Origin of the sequence: Streptomyces monticola (genome assembly GCF_042665355.1) — a bacterium.
In the GTDB taxonomy this organism is placed as follows: domain Bacteria; phylum Actinomycetota; class Actinomycetes; order Streptomycetales; family Streptomycetaceae; genus Streptomyces; species Streptomyces monticola.
The window spans coordinates 273,741-291,641 of record NZ_JBHTCF010000009.1 but is presented as its reverse complement, the minus strand read 5'-3'; the positions used below and the strand labels follow the sequence as shown (position 1 = coordinate 291,641).

The window sequence follows — 17,901 nt, the reverse complement described above, 5'->3', positions numbered from 1 at the left end:
ATCACCTCGGCAACCCGGCCGGTCGACGGGCGTGACGGCTCGCATAAGGTCGGTCGTATGTACGCAGCTCACAGCAGGTCCGGTGGTCGTATCGTCGCGTTTGTCGGCGCAGTTGGTGCCACGCGGGCCGGGTACGTGGCGCTGAGGCGCATGAAGCCGGGCGGTGCGGGGCGATGGGAGCGCCGGAACTACTCCGGGCGGACCCTCGACCTCTGCGCGGGACCGGCGGTCGCCGTCGGCACCGCACTCGGGGCGCTCGCCCCGCGCGGTCTGCCCGCACGCGCGCGTGGCGGTGTTTCCCTCGCGGTGGCCGCTGCCGGAGCCTGCGGCGTATACGACGACATGGCCGGCGCCGGAGATCCTCGCCGTGGCTTTCGCGCGCACCTCTCCGCGCTGCGCCAGGGCGAGATCACCAGCGGTGCCGTGAAGCTCTTCGGTATCGGCGCGGCAGGGCTCGCCGCGGGCGCGCTGCTCAAGGAGCGCCCCGTCGACAAGGTCCTCGCGGGCGTGGTCATCGCGGGCACCGCACACTTCATCAACCTCGTGGACGTACGCCCCGGCCGCGCCCTCACCGCCGCGCTCGCCCTGGCCGCGCCGGGACTGCTGAAGCGGAACGGCGCGTTCGCCGCGGCCCCCTTGGGCGCTGCCGCAGCCGTCGTGGCCGACGATCTGGACGAGCGCACAATGATCGGCGACGCCGGAGCCCACGCGCTCGGTGCCGCCGTGGGCGCCGCGATCGTGGCGAGCAACGGGCGAGTGGGACTCGTCGCCCACGCCGCCGCCGTAGTCGCGGCCACCGTCCGCGGCGAGCAGGTCAGCGCCCTGGCGAAGGACTTGGCGGTCCCGGCCCGTCAGGCTCGCCCGGCCTAGGCGCACGCTCGGCCACGGTGCGGGGCCGCGCTGCACGCAAGGCCTCAAGAGCCACTCGCGAACCGCTCAAATCCACCGGGGACGGACACCCGAACGCTCCCCCGTGTGGGTGATCCGACACGGCCGAGCCGCGCCCCGACACGGCTTCGCACGCCCAGCGGTGCCGGAACTCCCGTACGGACTGGCATCCTTGGCGGGGCACTTCGCGCCGCCGCCTCGCCTCCGTCCGCCCCGGAGCCGCCGGCAGCGCACCCGGCCCGCACCGGAACCCCGTAATCCTCCGCCCCCGACACCGTCGACCCAGGAGCCCGGCCACGTGACCCACGCGAGCAGTCCCCCGCCACAGGGACAGTCGCCGCTGCGCACCGTGCAGGTGCTCGGCGGCGGCAGCGCGGGCAGCAGCGCGCATGTCCGTTCGCTGGCCGCGGGCCTGGTCGCCCGTGGTGTGCGCGTACTCGTGTGCGCGCCCGCAGAGCTCGACCGGCTCTACGACTTCACCGGTGCCGGGGCGCAGTTCATGCCGGTGCCGCGGCGCAGCGACCCGGTGTCGGTCGCCGCCCTGCGCGCCGCCTGTACGGACGCCGACCTCGTGCACGCACACGGGCTGCACGCGGCGATCCGCTCGTCCCTCGCGCTCGGCGGCCGCCGCACCACGCCGTCCGGCCGCCGCACCCCCCTCGTCGTCACCTGGCACACCCGCGCCCATGCCGAGGGCGCCCGCGCCCATGTCCTGCGGCTCCTCGAACGCCGGGTCGCGCGGGCCTCGGCCGTCGTGCTCGGCACCTCATCGGATCTGGTCGACCGGGCCAGGAGCCGTGGCGCCCGCGACGCACGGCTCGCGCCCGTCGCGTTCCCGGTGCCGCGCCCGCCCGCCGTGCCCGTGCACGAGGAGGCGGACCGTGTGCGCCACAAGGCGCGGGCCGAACTGGGTGCCGTGGAGCGCCCGTTGCTGCTCGCCGTGGGCGCCCTCGAACGGCACCGTGGCTACTCCACGCTGCTCGACGCCACGCGCGCGTGGCGCGGCCTCGACCCCGTGCCCCTCCTGGTGATCGCGGGCGAGGGCCCCGAACGGGGCGTACTGCAGCGCCGTATCGACGCCGAGGGGCTGCCGGTCCGTCTCCTGGGCCGCCGTGACGACGTGCCTGAGCTGCTTGCGGCCGCCGATGTCGCGCTCCTGGCGAGCCGTTGGGAGTCCCGCTCCGTCCTGGCGCACGAAGCGCTGCACGCGGGCGTGCCGCTGGTGGCGACCGCCGTCGGAGGGGTGCCCGAGCTGGTGGGCGACGCCGCGGAGCTCGTCCCCTACGGCGACGCGGAGGCACTCGCGACGGCCGTCACGGAACTCCTCGCCGACCCCGCCCGCCGGGAGCAGCTCAAGGTCAAGGGCCTTGCCCAGGCGGCGACCTGGCCCAAGGAGGACGAGACGGTGGCTCAGATCCTGAGCGTGTACGACGAGTTGGCGGAGCCCTTCAGCCGTTGACGGTGACGGTGACGGTGATGGTGACGACGGCGGTCACGACGTACCACTGACACTCCGGCCAGGGAGTCCCGCCCCTCACCCCACATGCCGCCGGGCCCGCAGCGCCAGGCTCAGTGCGAGGACCGTCTGCGGGTCGTCGAGGTCCGTGCCGAGGAGCTCCGCGATGCGGGCGAGGCGGTTGTAGAGGGTCTGGCGGTTGAGGTGGAGTTCGCGGGCGGTCTCCGCCTTGCGGCCCGCGTGCGCGAGATAGGTCTCCAGCGTGGGCAGGAGCGGCGGCTTGGACTTGCGGTCGTGGTCCTGCAGCGGCCCGATCGCCCGTTCCACGAACGCCGCGAGCGCGCTCCCGTCGCCGTGGTTGCGCAGCCGCCACAGGAGCAGTTCGGTGTCCAGGCGCCGGGCGTCGTACCAGGGCCGGTCGACCAGTCCCTGGGCCGCGGTCGCCGTCTCCGCCGCGTGCCGCAGTCCCGCCGACGCCGCCGCCCAGCCGCCCGCGACGCCGACGACCACGACCGGTGGCCGCACTCCGGCCCCCTGCAGTCCGGCGCGCGCGTCGGCCTGGCGCAGGCCCGCCCGCAGGGCCTGCGCGACCCGGTCGGCGACGGCGGTGCGCTCCGACTCCGAGCGCAGCCCGAGCAGCACCGGAACCCGCCCTTCCACGGGGCGTACGCCGACCAGTACGGGCACCCCCACAGCGGCGAGCTCCTCCGCGACGGCCCGCGCGAGCACGGCCCAACCACCGCTGGGCGCAAGGCTGTCGGAGACCCGCATCACCACCGGGAGCAGTGGTCCCGCGCCCGGTTTGAAGCCGAGGACCCGGGCCTGTGCCGGGGCGTCGTCGGCGCTGACGCGGCCCTCGGCGAGGTCGGAGAGGAAGTCGCCGCGGCCGCGTGCCGCGAGCTCCTCCTCCTGCCGGGCCTGCATCAGGACGACGGCGAGCGAGCCGGCCGCGCGCTCGGCGGCGATCCGGTGCACGGGCTGCAGAGGCGCGGACACCGCGAGCAGCGCGATCCTCGCCCGCACCGAGCCGGCGCCGGAGGTGCCACGGGAGCCGGCGGCGCCGGAGCCGCCTGGGCCGCCGCCGGGCACATCCACCAGGACCGACCCGGCAGGCGCCGCACCGCCGGGGGAGCGCCCGCGCAGCCCTTCCCACACCTGCAGGGGGTCGACGACGTTCGGGGAGTCGGAGTCGGTCCCGCCGCCGGTCGGCTCCGCCGAGTAGAGCAGCTGACCGTCCGCCGTCTCCAGAAACACCGGATTGCCGCTGAACTCCGCGAGCACCGAAAGGACTTGGGGCACTCCGCCACCGCCGAGCAGCGCCTCGGTGCACCGCCGGTGCACCTCGTCGGCCTCCTTGAGGAGCGCGTAATGACCGTTGACGATCTCCGTGTGGACCTCTTCGGTCACGGCCACGAACGGCACTTCGCGGTGCAGCTGCACCAGCGGAAGCCCCGCCGACCGGGCCGTCTCCACGATCGCGGCGGGCAGCCGGCTGAACCGCGGTCCCAGCTCGACCACGAGCGCCGCGATGCCGCGCTCCGCGAGCTTCCGTATGAAGGCGCGCTGCTCGGCGGGCCTGGCGCCGAGCCCGAGTCCGGTCGTCATGAGCAGTTCGCCGCCCTTGAGCAGCGACGCGATATTCGGCACCTCGCCCGCGTGCACCCAGCGCACCGTGCGCTGCAGCCGGTCGGCGCCCGCCACCACCTCCGGGAGCCCGCTGCGCAGGCCGGGCAGTTCCAGGGCGCGCTGCACGGTGATCCCGGCCTGGGGGTTGTGCGTGTCCATCCGCCGGACGCTACCCGGGCCCGCGTTCCAGGAACATCACCCGGCGGTTACGGGAGCGGCCGGCGGCCGCCGCGGGGCGACAACTCGTCGTACCCGCAAGGAGATTCCACGACTTACTGCCGGTTGTGGTGTGCGTCACTCCCCGGCAGGCTGCGCGCCCATGACTGAACCTTCCAGAGGTCCCGCCAGAGGCTCCTCCAGCGGTCCTGCCCGTAGCTCTTCCAGCGGTCCCGCCAGTGGATCTTCCGCGGGGCTCGCCGGCGCACCGGACGCCGCCGCGTCCCCCGGAGTCGACCGGCTCAAGGCCGACTCCGTGGGAATCGTGGGCGTCGTCTTCATGGCGGTCGCCACCGCGGCCCCGATCACGGCGATGACCGGAAATCTGCCGATCGCCGTCGGCTTCGGCAACGGCACCGGCGCACCCGCCGGCTATCTCTTCGCCACCGTCGTCCTGACCGTGTTCTCCGTCGGCTATGTGGCCATGGCCAGGCGGATCACGGCGGCGGGCGCCTTCTACGGCTATATCTCGCACGGCCTCGGCCGGATCGCGGGCATGGCGTCGGGGATGCTCGCGGTACTCGCCTACGTGGTCTTCGAGGCGTCGATCGTCGGGGTCTTCGCGTACTTCACCAAGACCACCGTCGCCGACCAACTGGGCGTCGACCTGCCGTGGATCGTCTACGCGGCGGCGATGCTCGCGGTCACCGGTGTCCTTGCGCACTTCGACATCAACCTCACCGCGAAGGCGCTCGGCGTGATGCTGGTCGCCGAGATCGCGGTGCTCTTCGCCGTCGCCACCGCCGTGGCGCTGCAGGGCGGCGGCCCGGACGGCATCCCGATGGAGCCGGTCGACCCCAGGAACGCCTTCACGGGCGCCTCGGCGGGCCTCGGCCTGTTCTTCGCGTTCTGGTCGTGGGTGGGCTTCGAGTCGACCGCGATGTACGGCGAGGAGTCCAGAAACCCGAAGAAGGTCATCCCGCGGGCCACGCTGATCGCCGTCGTCGGCGTCGGCCTCTTCTACATCTACGTCTCCTGGATGACGATCGCGGGCAACGGCCTGAGCGGCTCGGTGAAGATCTCGTCCTCCGACAGCCCGCTCGATCTGTTCTTCGCCCCCGCGCACTCCTTCATCGGCGCGTGGGCCGTCGACACCTTCCAATGGCTGCTGATCACGGGCTCGTTCGCCTGCGGCATGGCCTTCCACCAGTGTGCCTCGCGCTATCTGTACGCGATCGGCCGCGAGGGCTTTCTGCATCCCGCCCTCGGCCGTACGCACCCCCGGCACGGCTCGCCGTATCTCGCCTCGTACGTCCAGTCGGCGATCGCCGTGACTCTCGTCGCCACCTTCTGGCTGACCGGCCAGGACCCCTACATCCATCTGTACACGCTGCTCGCGATCCTCGGCACGATGGCGATCCTGATCGTGCAGACCCTGTGCTCCTTCGCCGTCATCGGCTACTTCCGCCGCAACCACCCCGAGGACCGGCACTGGTTCAGGACCTTCACGGCTCCGCTGCTCGGCGGCCTCGGTATGACCGCGGTCGTCGTGCTCCTGGTCCTGAACATGGAGACGGCCGCGGGCCTCGCCGCCGACTCGCTGTTCTTCAAGGCCATTCCGTGGATCGTCGGCACGGTCTTCTTCGGCGGTCTCGGACTCGGCCTGTATCTGCGGGCCCGGCGCCCCGAGCGCTACGAGATCATCGGCCGGATCGTCCTCGAGGACGCGGCCGAGCGCACCACCGACGTACCCGCGCCGGCCAACGTCTGAGCCACCGGCACATCCACGCAGTCCACGCCTGAGCGACCGAGGAGCCCTGTCATGGCCCGTACGCCGATGATGCACGCCCTGAAGCAGCTCACCGCACAGCACGCCGCCGCACGCCAACTGGGCCTGCCCGCAGCCGAGATCCGCGGTACGACACGGCGCGGGCTCCTCAAGCGCGCCGCCGCACTCGGCCTCGGCACGGCCGTCGCCACCCAGGCCGCCCCCGCCGCCGCGCGTACCCAGAGAGCCGCCGCGGCCCCCCGGGTGGCCGTCGTCGGCGCGGGCATCGCAGGCCTCACAGCCGCCCTGACCCTGCACGACGCGGGCCTCGGCTGCACGCTGTACGAGGCGAATCCGGACCGCGCGGGCGGTCGCATCTGGACCCAGCGCGCCCACTGGGCGTACGGCCAGAGCTCCGAGATCGGCGGCGAGCTGATCGACACCAGCCACAAGAAGATGCTTGAGCTCTGCCGCCGCTTCGGCCTGCCCACGGAGGACTTCCTCGGCGGCGGCCCGGGCGGCGCCGAGGAAGTCCTGTGGTTCAACGGCACGTACTACCCGCGCGAGCAGGCCGACGAGGACTTCAAAGCCGTCTACCAGGCGCTCCGGCGCGATCTGCAGGAGTCGGGCGAGGTCTACTGGAACCGGACGACACCCACCGGCACCGCGCTGGACAATATGTCGATCCATGAATGGATCGACTCGCGCGTGCCCGGCGGCCACAGCGCCCCGCTCGGTCGCTTCATCGACGTGGCGTACAACGTCGAGTACGGCGCCGAGACCTCCGACCAGTCCGCCCTCGCCCTGGTCCTGCTGATGGGCTACCAGCCCAACCCGGGGCACTTCAACGTCTGGGGACTGTCCAACGAGCGCTACCACATCACCGGCGGCAACGATCAACTCACGGGCGCCATCGCGAAGTTCCTGCCCGCGGGGACCCTGCGCCACGGCTGGTCCCTGACCGCCCTGAAGGCCGGCGCCGACGGCACCCAGACCCTCACCTTCACCGAGGCGGGCGCCACCCGCACCGTCACCGCCGACCACACGATCCTGTGCCTGCCGCTGCCGGTCCTGAAGCAACTCGACCTGAGCGGGGCCGGGTTCGACCCCCGTATGACACGACTGCTGCGCGACGCCCGCATGGGCCACTGCACCAAACTCAACATGCAGTTCACCGGCCGCCCTTGGCGCGGTACGGGCCCCTGGCCCGGGGTGTCGGCGGGGGAGTGCTTCACCGACTCCGACGTCCAGCAGACCTGGGACACCACCAAGGTTCAGCCGGGTACGGGCGGCATCCTCATCCAGTACGGCAGTGGCAGCCTCGCCAAGGCCCTGACCCCGTCGGGCCCCTTCGCCACCGAGACCGATCCGTACGTCCGCGACCTGGCGACAAGGCGACTGCGCGGCATCGACGCCTTCTTCCCCGGTACGTCAGCACGGTGGACCGGCAGGGCCCAGCTCTCCGCCTGGCACCGCAACCCGTACGCCCAAGGCGCCTACTCCTACTGGCCGGTGGGCTATCTGCACCGCTACGCCGGGTACGAGGGCACGCCGCAGGGCAATGTCCACATCGGCGGTGAACACTGCTCCTACGACTTCCAGGGGTTCATGGAAGGCGGCGCGACCGAGGGCGAGCGCGCCGCACGCGAAGTGATCGGAAAGCTCGCCTAGCCGCCGTACGCCCCGGAGGCCGTCAGCCGCAGTGCCGTGTCGATCAGCGGCACGTGGCTGAAGGCCTGCGGGAAGTTGCCGACCTGGCGCTGCAGCCGCGGGTCCCACTCCTCGGCGAGCAGGCCGAGGTCGTTGCGCAGGGACAGCAGCTTCTCGAAGAGCTCGCGGGCCTCGTCGACCCGGCCGATCATCGCCAGGTCGTCCGCGAGCCAGAACGAGCAGGCCAGGAAGGCCCCTTCGTCGCCTTCGAGTCCGTCCACGCCCTCGTCCTCACCGGAGGTCGGATAGCGCAGGACGAAGCCGTCCGGCGTGGACAGCTCGCGCTGGATCGCCTCGATGGTGCCCACGACCCGCTTGTCGTCCGGCGGCAGGAAGCCCACCTGCGGGATGAGCAGCAGGGAGGCGTCCAGCTCCTTGGAGCCGTAGGACTGCGTGAAGGTGTTGCGCTCCGGGTCGTAGCCCTTCTCGCACACATCGCGGTGGATGTCGTCGCGCAGGTCGCGCCACTTCTCGATCGGACCGTCCGCGTCACCCGACTCGATCAGCTTGATCGTGCGGTCGACGGCGACCCAGGCCATCACCTTGGAGTGCACGAAGTGACGGCGCGGGCCGCGCACTTCCCAGATGCCCTCGTCGGGCTGGTCCCAGTGGGTCTCCAGGTAGCGGATCAGCTTGAGCTGCAGCAGCGAGGCGTAGTCACTGCGGGCCAGGCCCGTCATATGGGCCAGGTGCAGGGCCTCGGTGACCTCGCCGTAGACATCGAGCTGCAGCTGGTGCGCGGCGCCGTTGCCGACGCGCACGGGCTGCGAACCCTCGTATCCGGGAAGCCAGTCGAGCTCGCTCTCGCCCAACTCCCTTTCGCCCGCGATGCCGTACATGATCTGCAGGTTGTCGGGGTCGCCCGCGACCGCGCGCAGCAGCCATTCACGCCAGGCGCGGGCCTCTTCGCGGTAACCGGTGCGCAGCAGCGAGGACAGCGTGATGGCCGCGTCCCGCAGCCATGTGAAGCGGTAGTCCCAGTTGCGTACGCCGCCGATCTCCTCCGGCAGCGAGGTGGTCGGCGCCGCGACGATGCCGCCGGTCGGCGCGTACGTCAGCGCCTTGAGCGTGATCAGCGAGCGTACGACCGCTTCGCGGTAGGGCCCGTGATACGTGCACTGCTCGACCCAGTCGCGCCAGAAGTCCACGGTCGCGGCCAGGGCGGCCTCGGGGTCCTGCACCGGCGGCGGGCTCTTGTGCGAGGCCTCCCAGCTGATGGTGAAGGCCACCCGGTCACCGGGGGCGACGGTGAAGTCCGAGTACGTGGTCAGGTCCTTGCCGTAGGTCTCGGCCGACGTGTCGAGCCATACGGAGTCGGGACCCGCCACCGCCACGGTGCGGCCGTCGACCTTGTGCACCCACGGAGTGATACGGCCGTAGCTGAAGCGCATCCGCAGTGCGGAGCGCATGGGCACCCGGCCGCTCACCCCCTCGACGATCCTGATGAGTTGGGGCGCGTGGTTGCGCGGCGGCATGAAGTCCGTCACACGGACGGTGCCGCGTGGGGTGTCCCACTCGGACTCCAGCACCAGGGAGTCGCCGCGATACGTCCTGCGGTCGGCCTTCGGTGGCGCGGAGTCGGCGCCGTGCGCCGGCCCGAGCCTCCAGAAGCCGTGCTCCTCGGTCCCGAGCAGTCCGGCGAAAACGGCGTGCGAGTCGAATCGCGGCAGGCACAACCAGTCAGCCGTGCCGTCCCTGCAGACCAACGCCGCGGTCTGCATATCGCCGATGAGTGCGTAATCCTCGATGCGCCCGGCCACGTACATCTCCAGTCGAACGGCCACGTCCGCCCCGCGGGGCGCTTGCACTGCAGTCAAGGGTCGTTGACGAGCTTGGAATTCCGGTCGGGCGGGGGTGGTGCCGTGTTCCGGCCCGGCTCGGCAGCGAACGTCCGAGCAGGATACGACGCACCCTAGTGATCCGCGCGAGGGTCGCGGCAATCAGTTTGAGCCGAACGGGTGGCCGCCGAGTGAGTCTCGCGCGGCAAACACGGGGCGCGGCCACGGACGGTGCATTCCAGGGTGCGCTGCGTGGCCGGAAGCGACCTCGCCGCGTCGCTGATACCCTGGTAGCCCGTGGACCGGTGGGTGCAAGACCCCCGAACCGCAGCGACGGCAGCCACCCCGGAATCCCAGTAATTCCGGGCCGGACGCCGGTACGCACCACCACCTCGCGACCACGGGAGCCCCCTCTTGGCCATGCCGCCCAAAGCCACGACGACCAAGCACATCTTCGTCACCGGGGGTGTCGCCTCCTCCCTCGGCAAGGGCCTGACCGCCTCCAGCCTGGGTGCGCTTCTCAAGGCGCGGGGCCTGCGGGTCACGATGCAGAAGCTCGACCCGTATCTGAACGTCGACCCCGGCACCATGAACCCGTTCCAGCACGGTGAGGTGTTCGTCACCAACGACGGCGCCGAGACCGACCTGGACATCGGCCACTACGAGCGCTTCCTCGACGTCGACCTCGACGGCTCGGCCAACGTCACCACCGGCCAGGTCTACTCGCAGGTGATCGCCAAGGAGCGGCGCGGCGAGTACCTGGGTGACACCGTGCAGGTCATCCCGCACATCACCAACGAGATCAAGCACCGCATCCGCCGCATGGCCACCGACGACGTGGACGTCGTGATCACGGAGGTCGGCGGCACGGTCGGCGACATCGAGTCGCTGCCGTTCCTGGAGACGGTCCGCCAGGTCCGCCACGAGGTGGGCCGGGACAACGTCTTCGTGGTGCACATCTCGCTGCTGCCCTACATCGGCCCGTCCGGTGAGCTGAAGACCAAGCCGACCCAGCACTCGGTCGCCGCCCTGCGGAACATCGGCATCCAGCCGGACGCCATCGTGCTGCGCGCCGACCGTGACGTACCGGCGTCGATCAAGCGCAAGATCTCGCTGATGTGCGATGTCGACGAGGCCGCGGTCGTCGCCGCCATCGACGCCAAGTCGATCTACGACATCCCGAAGGTGCTGCACACCGAGGGCCTGGACGCGTACGTCGTCCGCAAGCTGGACCTCCCGTTCCGCGATGTGAACTGGACGCAGTGGGACGACCTTCTGGACCGGGTGCACAACCCCGACCACGAGGTCACCATCGCGCTGGTCGGCAAGTACATCGACCTGCCCGACGCCTATCTCTCGGTCACCGAGGCGCTGCGCGCGGGCGGCTTCGCCAACAAGGCGCGGGTCAAGGTCAAGTGGGTCACGTCCGACGACTGCAAGACCCCGGCCGGCGCCAAGAAGCAGCTGGCCGACGTGGACGCGATCTGCATCCCCGGCGGCTTCGGCGACCGCGGGGTGAACGGCAAGGTCGGCGCCATCACCTACGCCCGCGAGAACAAGATCCCGCTGCTCGGCCTCTGCCTCGGCCTGCAGTGCATCGTGATCGAGGCGGCCCGCAACCTCGCGGACATCCCCGAGGCCAACTCCACCGAGTTCGACGCCGCGACCGCGCACCCGGTGATCTCCACCATGGCCGAGCAGCTCGACATCGTGGCCGGTGACGGCGACATGGGCGGCACCATGCGCCTGGGCATGTACCCGGCGAAGCTCGCCGAGGGCTCCATCGTGCGCGAGACGTACGACGGCAAGGAGTACGTCGAGGAGCGCCACCGCCACCGCTACGAGGTCAACAACTCCTACCGCGCGGAGCTGGAGAAGCGGGCCGGCCTGGTCTTCTCCGGCACGTCCCCGGACAACAAGCTCGTCGAGTACGTCGAGTACCCGCGCGAGGTGCACCCCTACCTGGTGGCCACCCAGGCGCACCCCGAGCTGCGCTCCCGCCCGACCCGCCCCCACCCGCTCTTCGCGGGCCTGGCCAAGGCGGCCGTCGAGCGCCAGCAGGCGGGCAAGAAGGGCAAGTAACACCCAGGCGATACGGTTGCCGGGGTACGGGCCTTTTGAGGCGCGTACCCCGGTTTCTGTGTATGTGCTTTCGGGCCTGTGGGAGGACGTTCCGTCATGACGCTCAAGGACACCGCCGAGGAGTGGCAGATCAAGGCCACCGCGACCCCGTTCGTCGGCAACAAGACCAGCGTCCGCACCGACGACGTGGTCATGCCCGGCGGAACGGTCGCGCGCCGTGACTACCAGGTCCACCCCGGCTCGGTCGCCGTCCTCGCCCTGGACGATCTCGGCCGCGTCCTGGTCATCCGCCAGTACCGCCACCCCGTGCGCCACAAGCTGTGGGAGATCCCGGCCGGGCTGCTCGACGTGCCCGGTGAGAACCCGCTGCACGCGGCCCAGCGCGAGCTGTACGAGGAGGCGCACGTGAAGGCCGAGGACTGGCGGGTCCTCACCGATGTCTTCACCACTCCCGGCGGTTGCGACGAGGCGGTGCGGATCTTCCTCGCCCGCGATCTGTCGGAGGCCGAGGGCGAGCGTTTCGAGGTCTCCGAGGAAGAGGCCGACATGGAGCTCAAGCGGGTGCCGCTCGACGAGCTTGTCCGCGGTGTGCTCGGCGGCGAGCTCCACAACAACTGCCTGGTCGTGGGCGTGCTCTCGCTGGTGGCCGCCCAGCAGGGCGACGGCCTCGACGCGCTGCGCCCGGCCGAGGCGCCCTGGCCCGCGCGGCCCTTCGAGGCCTGACAGGCCGCCGTGGATGCCGGGCCCGCCCAGGAACGGGCCCCGGCACCCGCTCCTTGATCACCGCCGGTGTGACCATCTCCTGATCCGATCGGGGGACCTGTCCGCCCTGCTCCACCCGGTTCGTCGCAGAGCGTGAACTACGCTCGGAATTCCCCGTACCGCAGCCGCGGGCGGGCCCTGTGCGCAGCTGGACGGGAGCGTGGCCCGTGACGGATCAGGCGGTGGACACCCAGGCCTCTTCGCCCACGGCGGAGGCCTCCGCACCAGGAATGGTGCGGCATACGGGGGCCCCCGAATTCGTCGGGCGGCAAAGGGAGTTGAAGGAGTTGCGCGCCGATATCGCGCGCACCGGACTCGACACCCTCTCGGGACGCGCACCGGCACGCGCACGCGTGCTGCTCATCGCCGGGCGCCCGGGATCGGGCCGTACCGCACTCGCCGAAGAGCTCGCCGAGCGCCTCGCCGACGACTACTGCGACGGCGTCCTGCGCGCCCGGCTCACCGAGCCGGACGGCGAGCCGGTGCCGACCGAGCGCACCGCCCGCGAGCTCCTGGGCGCACTCGGGGTCCCGGTGGCACCCGGGGCGGCCGAGGACGAGCTGGCCGAGCAGCTGCGCGAAGCGCTCTCCGTACGCCGGGTGCTGTTGCTGCTCGACGGCGCGGCCGACGCCGAGCAGGTCGAGCCGCTGCTCCCCGATGCCCCCAAGTGCCTGCTCCTCGTGACCTCGCAGGGGCCGCTGACCGGGATCTCCGACGTGCGCCCGTGCACGCTCGGCGGGCTCGACACGAAGTCGGCCCTCGAACTGCTCAGCGGCTACACCGGCTCCGTGCGCATCACGGTCGACCCGCGCGCCGCCGAGAACCTCGCCGAGCAGTGCGCCCACCAGCCCGCGGCCCTCGTCCTCGCGGGCGGCTGGCTGGCCGCCCGCCCCAAGGCCTCCGTCGCCGAGCTCGCCAAGCAGCTGCACAACCTGCCGGAGGACGAGAGCGGCGGCGGCAAGGGCGCGCCGGGCTGCCTGGCACGGGTCTTCCGGTTCGTGTACGACGGGCTGCCCGGGCCCGCCGCGCGGATACTGCGACTGCTCTCCCTGGCCCCCGCGGGTCTCGCCGACCCGCACACCGCCTCCGCGCTCGCCGGGTGCTCGGTCTCGGCCGCCGCCACCACCCTGGAGGACTTCACGGAGCTCGGCCTGCTGCGCCGTGTCGACTCGCCGCTGCCGCAGTACGAGGTGCCGGGCTGTCTGCAGCCGCTCCTGCGGGCCCTGACCGAGGTCCAGGACCGGCCTGCGGAGGTGCAGCTCGCGCGGGCCAGGATGCTGGAGCGCACGGTGCGGCTGCTGCAGTCCTGCCGGGCGGTCACCGAGCCCGAGGGTTCGCCCGCCCGCAAGAAGCTCGCCGGGCTGCCACGCGCCCTGCGGTTCCCGAACCCCCGCGCCGCGTCGGACTGGCTGCGTATCCGGCAGGCCGCGCTGCTCGCCTCGGCCCGGCTCGCGGTCGCCGACGGGGACCTCGACACCCTGGCGCGACGGCTGATGGCCGCGCTGACCCGGGCCCTGGTGGCCCACCGCGGCACCGCTGCGGCCGCTCCGGAGCTGTACGGCATCCACCGGCTCGTGCTCGACGTCGCCGAGCGCCGTGAGCTGCCCCGCGAGCAGGCGGCCGCGCTGCTCAACCTCGGGGACCTGGACGCCGAGACCGGCCGCACCCAGGAAGCGCTCGCCCGCTACCGGGCCGCCCTGGTCGCGGCGCGCAAGGCGAAGGATCCGTACGCCACCGGGCGGGCCATGGAATCCGTGGGCGGCGCCTACCAGGAACTGGGCGACTGGCAGCGGGCCGCCGACTGGTTCGGACGGGCCCTGAGCGAGCGGCTCACCCGCGACGAGAAGCTGGACGCCGCCCGTCTCTACGGCCGGATCGGCACCGCCCACACCTACGCCGGCCGCTACGGCGAGGCGCTGCGGCACTGGCGCTCCGCCGTCGCGGGCTACCGCAAGGCCGGTGAAATCCCGGCCTACGCAAGGGCGTTGAGCGAGATGGCCCGGGTGCAGGAGTACGCGGGACGGCCCGAGGAGTCACTGCGTACCTGCAGGGAAGCCGTCGAGTGGGCGCGGCAGGCGCAGGACGTACGGCTGCAGGCGGCGCTGCAGCTGCGCCTGGCCGACACTCTCGACCGGCTCGGCGACCCCGCGTCCGCGGGCCTGCATCGCGCCGCCGCGGAGCGCATGCTTGGCACAGAGCTGACAGAAGCCGACGGAGCCGGACGCTCCGCCTACGAAATCCGCAGTGCATCTCAAGAAGGTTGATGCATTGAAAGGCTAGACAGCTGAATATCCTTCATTAGACTGGGTCCGCCGCGTACTTCCGTGGTGTCTCCCGTTGCGCCGCAGTGCATACGGGTATGTCTGTCATTGCCTGAAACATCCCCTGAGCCAAGGACCGTGATCGACGATGAAGGTCGGCATCCCCCGCGAGGTCAAGAACAACGAGTTCCGGGTGGCGATCACCCCCGCCGGTGTGCACGAGCTGGTGCGCCACGGCCACCAGGTCGTCATCGAGCAGAACGCCGGCGCCGGCTCCTCGATCACGGACGACGAGTACGTCGCCGCGGGTGCGAAGATCCTGCCCACCGCCGACGAGGTCTGGGCCGCCGCCGACCTGCTCCTGAAGGTCAAGGAGCCGATCGCGGAGGAGTACCACCGCCTGCGCAAGGACCAGACGCTCTTCACCTACCTGCACCTGGCCGCCTCCAAGGAGTGCACCGACGCCCTCCTGGAGTCGGGCACCACGGCCATCGCCTACGAGACGGTCGAGACCGCGAACCGCGCCCTGCCGCTGCTCGCCCCGATGTCCGAGGTCGCGGGCCGGCTCGCCCCGCAGGTCGGCGCCTACAGCCTGATGGCCTTCAACGGCGGCCGCGGCGTGCTGCCCGGCGGCGTCCCCGGCACCCACCCGGGCAAGGCCGTCGTCATCGGCGGCGGTGTCTCCGGCTGGAACGCCACACAGATCGCCGTCGGCATGGGCTTCCACGTGACCCTGCTCGACAAGGACATCAACAAGCTGCGCGAGGCCGACAAGGTGTTCGGCACCAAGGTGCGCGCGATCGTCTCCAACGCGTACGAGCTGGAGAAGGCCGTCCTCGACGCCGACCTCGTCATCGGCGCGGTGCTCATCCCGGGCGCCAAGGCCCCGAAGCTGGTCACCAACGAGCTCGTCTCGCGCATGAAGCCGGGAAGTGTTCTTGTCGACATTGCGATCGACCAGGGCGGCTGCTTCGAGGACTCCCGTCCGACCACGCACGCCGAGCCGACCTTCAAGGTCCACAACTCGGTCTTCTACTGCGTCGCCAACATGCCCGGCGCCGTGCCCAACACCTCCACGTACGCGCTCACCAACGCGACGCTGCCCTACATCGTGGAGCTCGCCAACCGCGGCTGGGTGGAGGCGCTGCGCCGTGACCCGGCGCTCGCGCTCGGCCTCAACACCCATGACGGCCAGGTGACTTACGGTCCCGTCGCCGAGGCGCACGGCATGGAGCACGTCGAACTGAGCACGCTGCTCGGCTGAGTCGAGCGCGCTTCGTCAACGCGCGACGTCAACCTCGCGCAAGCGGCCGGACCTTGCCCGCCAAGGTCCGGCCGCATGTGTATCGGGTCACTTTGCGAGGCTCGATCAACTCGCCTCGAACGTAACTCTTTAACCGTTTCGCACACCCGCGAAACAACCCCGGAGGGCGCCTCGCACCCTTGACACAGGGGTGTTCGGATGCCGACACATCGGGCCGGGTCCGGCGGATTGTGTTGCTGCGGACCGGTGACACGCCATAGAGTCGCCAACCGTCGGCATGGTGCCACGCTGACCTATCTAGAAGTTTCCTGGTCACCAAGGAGGTAAGACGACTTGTGAATGAGTCGACATTTACTCCCGGGGGTGGTCAACCAGGAATGCCTGAGCAGGGACCGGGCTCCGCGGGGCTCGAAGCTGTCGGCTCCGTCGCTGTCCGCACCTTTGCCGACCGCCAGAACACACCGCGCACGCAAGCGACGCAGCGTCCGCAGTCGACGCTTTCAGCCCACCAGAGCATGGATGGCCATCAAGTGAACGCCATGGCCGGCGACCCAAGTGGCGAGAACCCCACCCGTTTCGCCGACTACGACGAGTTGCCCGAGGGGCATTTCTACGACCCCGACGCCGAGTACGAGCCCGACCCCGAATACGCGGCGACGCTCGCCCCGGACGCTGCCCGCCAGCGCCGCGAGCGGATCGGCCCGACGGGGCGCCCGCTGCCGTACTTCCCGATCCCGGGCCCGCTGACCGACCACGGCCCCGCGAAGATCATCGCGATGTGCAACCAGAAGGGCGGCGTGGGCAAGACCACGTCGACCATCAACCTGGGCGCCGCGCTCGCGGAGTACGGACGCCGGGTCCTCCTGGTCGACTTCGACCCGCAGGGCGCGCTCTCGGTCGGTCTCGGTGTGAACCCGATGGAGCTCGACCTCACCGTCTACAACCTGCTCATGGAGCGGGGCATGGCGGCCGACGAGGTGCTCCTCAAGACCGCCGTGCCCAACATGGACTTGCTGCCGAGCAATATCGACCTCTCGGCCGCGGAAGTGCAGTTGGTCAGCGAGGTCGCCCGTGAGTCCACGCTGCAGCGGGCGTTGAAGCCGCTGATGCAGGACTACGACTACATCGTGATCGACTGCCAGCCCTCGCTCGGTCTGCTCACGGTGAACGCGCTCACCGCCGCGCACAAGGTGATCGTTCCGCTGGAGTGCGAGTTCTTCGCGCTGCGCGGTGTGGCGCTGCTCACCGAGACGATCGAGAAGGTGCAGGAACGTCTCAACCCGGACCTGGAGCTCGACGGCATCCTCGCGACGATGTACGACTCGCGCACGGTGCACAGCCGCGAGGTCCTCGCGCGCGTGGTCGAGGCCTTCGACGATCACGTGTACCACACGGTGATCGGGCGGACGGTCCGCTTCCCGGAGACCACGGTCGCCGGTGAGCCGATCACGACGTATGCCTCCAACTCCGTTGGCGCCGCCGCCTATCGCCAGCTCGCCAGGGAGGTGCTCGCCCGGTGTCACGCCGAGTGAGTCTGCCCGGGGCCGACGAACTGTTCCGTACCACCGGGGGAATGGCGCTGCAGGCGTCGTCGCCCAAGACCGGCCGCCGCCAGGCGAACGGTGAGGCGCGGGTGCCGGCTCCGGCGGGCGAGAGCGACGCGGCGGCCGCCGCGGGGTCCGGCGAGGGCGCCGCGGCGGGCACTTCGGGTGCGGCCACCACCGCCCCGAAGGGGACCGACGACAGCGGGGAGAGCGCCGAACACACCGCCGCGGAGGCGGAGTCGGGCGAACACCGCAGCCGGGGCGCGGAGAGCGAGAAGCAGGACGAGCGCTCCGGCCGCCGGCAGTCGCAGGACGGCGCGGCCGCGGGACAGTCCACGCGGCGGCGCGGCCGGGGCTCCGGGCGCCGGCCGAGCGGGCGCGAGCGGCACGACGAGAAGATCACGGTGTATGTGTCCGCCGAGGAGCTGATGGACCTCGAGCACGCGCGGCTCGTTCTGCGCGGTGAGCACGGCCTCGCGGTGGACCGCGGGCGGATCGTGCGCGAGGCCGTCGCCGTCGTGCTCGCGGACCTCGAATCGCGCGGTGACGCGAGCATTCTCGTACGGCGGCTGCGCGGGCGCTGACACGCCGGGTCCCCGGGTGGGG

12 protein-coding genes are annotated in these 17,901 nt (G+C 71.3%); 10 read left to right on the top strand and 2 right to left on the bottom strand.

Annotated features, from left to right (window positions below; genetic code table 11):
* Positions 1-57 precede the first annotated feature (57 nt).
* Together ACFQVC_RS22540 and ACFQVC_RS22535 are read left to right on the top strand one after the other, a co-directional pair.
* Entirely contained in the window at positions 58-870 is an 813-nt protein-coding gene (locus ACFQVC_RS22540) for a hypothetical protein (RefSeq protein WP_381833086.1), read from the top strand.
* Between the two features lie 316 nt (positions 871-1,186).
* On the top strand, positions 1,187-2,347 hold the full coding sequence (locus ACFQVC_RS22535) for a glycosyltransferase family 4 protein (RefSeq protein WP_381833083.1): 1,161 nt from the start codon (positions 1,187-1,189) through the stop codon (positions 2,345-2,347).
* Positions 2,348-2,422: 75 nt separating this feature from the next.
* Here the strand turns inward: ACFQVC_RS22535 and ACFQVC_RS22530 are convergent, their stop codons facing one another.
* A complete protein-coding gene (locus tag ACFQVC_RS22530) occupies positions 2,423-4,129 on the bottom strand; it encodes a PucR family transcriptional regulator (RefSeq protein ID WP_381833079.1) in 1,707 nt (568 codons plus the stop codon).
* 337 nt (positions 4,130-4,466) lie between these two features.
* Here ACFQVC_RS22530 and ACFQVC_RS22525 point away from each other — a divergent pair, with 337 nt between their 5' ends.
* Positions 4,467-5,897 (top strand): APC family permease, encoded by a 1,431-nt coding sequence (locus ACFQVC_RS22525; protein ID WP_381833179.1) that lies wholly within the window; start codon positions 4,467-4,469, stop codon positions 5,895-5,897.
* A gap of 51 nt (positions 5,898-5,948) precedes the next feature.
* Positions 5,949-7,565, top strand: coding sequence for a flavin monoamine oxidase family protein (locus ACFQVC_RS22520; protein WP_381833076.1), 1,617 nt, complete (start codon positions 5,949-5,951; stop codon positions 7,563-7,565).
* On the opposite strand, the gene ACFQVC_RS22515 is transcribed toward ACFQVC_RS22520, so the two are convergent.
* A complete protein-coding gene (locus ACFQVC_RS22515; protein ID WP_381833074.1) occupies positions 7,562-9,388 on the bottom strand; it encodes a glycoside hydrolase family 15 protein in 1,827 nt (608 codons plus the stop codon). The two genes, ACFQVC_RS22520 and ACFQVC_RS22515, sit on opposite strands and share 4 nt — an antisense overlap.
* Positions 9,389-9,802: 414 nt before the next feature.
* On the opposite strand from ACFQVC_RS22515, the gene ACFQVC_RS22510 reads away from it, so the two are divergent.
* From ACFQVC_RS22510 to ACFQVC_RS22485, 6 genes are all read left to right on the top strand, one after another.
* On the top strand, positions 9,803-11,464 hold the full coding sequence (locus ACFQVC_RS22510; RefSeq protein ID WP_381833071.1) for a CTP synthase: 1,662 nt from the start codon (positions 9,803-9,805) through the stop codon (positions 11,462-11,464).
* 96 nt (positions 11,465-11,560) lie between these two features.
* Positions 11,561-12,187 carry an NUDIX domain-containing protein gene (locus ACFQVC_RS22505; RefSeq protein ID WP_381833068.1) on the top strand — a complete coding sequence of 209 codons (627 nt, stop codon included), beginning with the start codon at positions 11,561-11,563 and terminating at the stop codon, positions 12,185-12,187.
* A 206-nt stretch (positions 12,188-12,393) separates the two neighbouring features.
* Entirely contained in the window at positions 12,394-14,490 is a 2,097-nt protein-coding gene (locus ACFQVC_RS22500) for a tetratricopeptide repeat protein (protein WP_381833065.1), read from the top strand.
* A 145-nt stretch (positions 14,491-14,635) separates the two neighbouring features.
* Positions 14,636-15,751, top strand: a complete 1,116-nt coding sequence (gene ald, locus ACFQVC_RS22495; RefSeq protein ID WP_381833062.1) for an alanine dehydrogenase — start codon at positions 14,636-14,638, stop codon at positions 15,749-15,751.
* Positions 15,752-16,128: 377 nt separating this feature from the next.
* Entirely contained in the window at positions 16,129-17,283 is a 1,155-nt protein-coding gene (locus tag ACFQVC_RS22490; protein WP_381833059.1) for a ParA family protein, read from the top strand.
* A complete protein-coding gene (locus ACFQVC_RS22485; RefSeq protein ID WP_381833056.1) occupies positions 17,268-17,879 on the top strand; it encodes a hypothetical protein in 612 nt (203 codons plus the stop codon). Before ACFQVC_RS22490 ends, ACFQVC_RS22485 begins: the two co-directional genes overlap by 16 nt.
* Positions 17,880-17,901: the final 22 nt, after the last annotated feature.

Coding starts and splice junctions, on each gene's coding strand:
- ACFQVC_RS22540 (WP_381833086.1), top strand. CDS start 58: ATGTACGCAGCTCACAGCAGGTCCGGTGGTCGTATCGTCGCGTTTGTC.
- ald (WP_381833062.1), top strand. CDS start 14,636: ATGAAGGTCGGCATCCCCCGCGAGGTCAAGAACAACGAGTTCCGGGTG.
- ACFQVC_RS22510 (WP_381833071.1), top strand. CDS start 9,803: ATGCCGCCCAAAGCCACGACGACCAAGCACATCTTCGTCACCGGGGGT.
- ACFQVC_RS22530 (WP_381833079.1), bottom strand. CDS start 4,129: ATGGACACGCACAACCCCCAGGCCGGGATCACCGTGCAGCGCGCCCTG.
- ACFQVC_RS22520 (WP_381833076.1), top strand. CDS start 5,949: ATGGCCCGTACGCCGATGATGCACGCCCTGAAGCAGCTCACCGCACAG.
- ACFQVC_RS22525 (WP_381833179.1), top strand. CDS start 4,467: ATGGCGGTCGCCACCGCGGCCCCGATCACGGCGATGACCGGAAATCTG.
- ACFQVC_RS22490 (WP_381833059.1), top strand. CDS start 16,129: ATGCCTGAGCAGGGACCGGGCTCCGCGGGGCTCGAAGCTGTCGGCTCC.
- ACFQVC_RS22505 (WP_381833068.1), top strand. CDS start 11,561: ATGACGCTCAAGGACACCGCCGAGGAGTGGCAGATCAAGGCCACCGCG.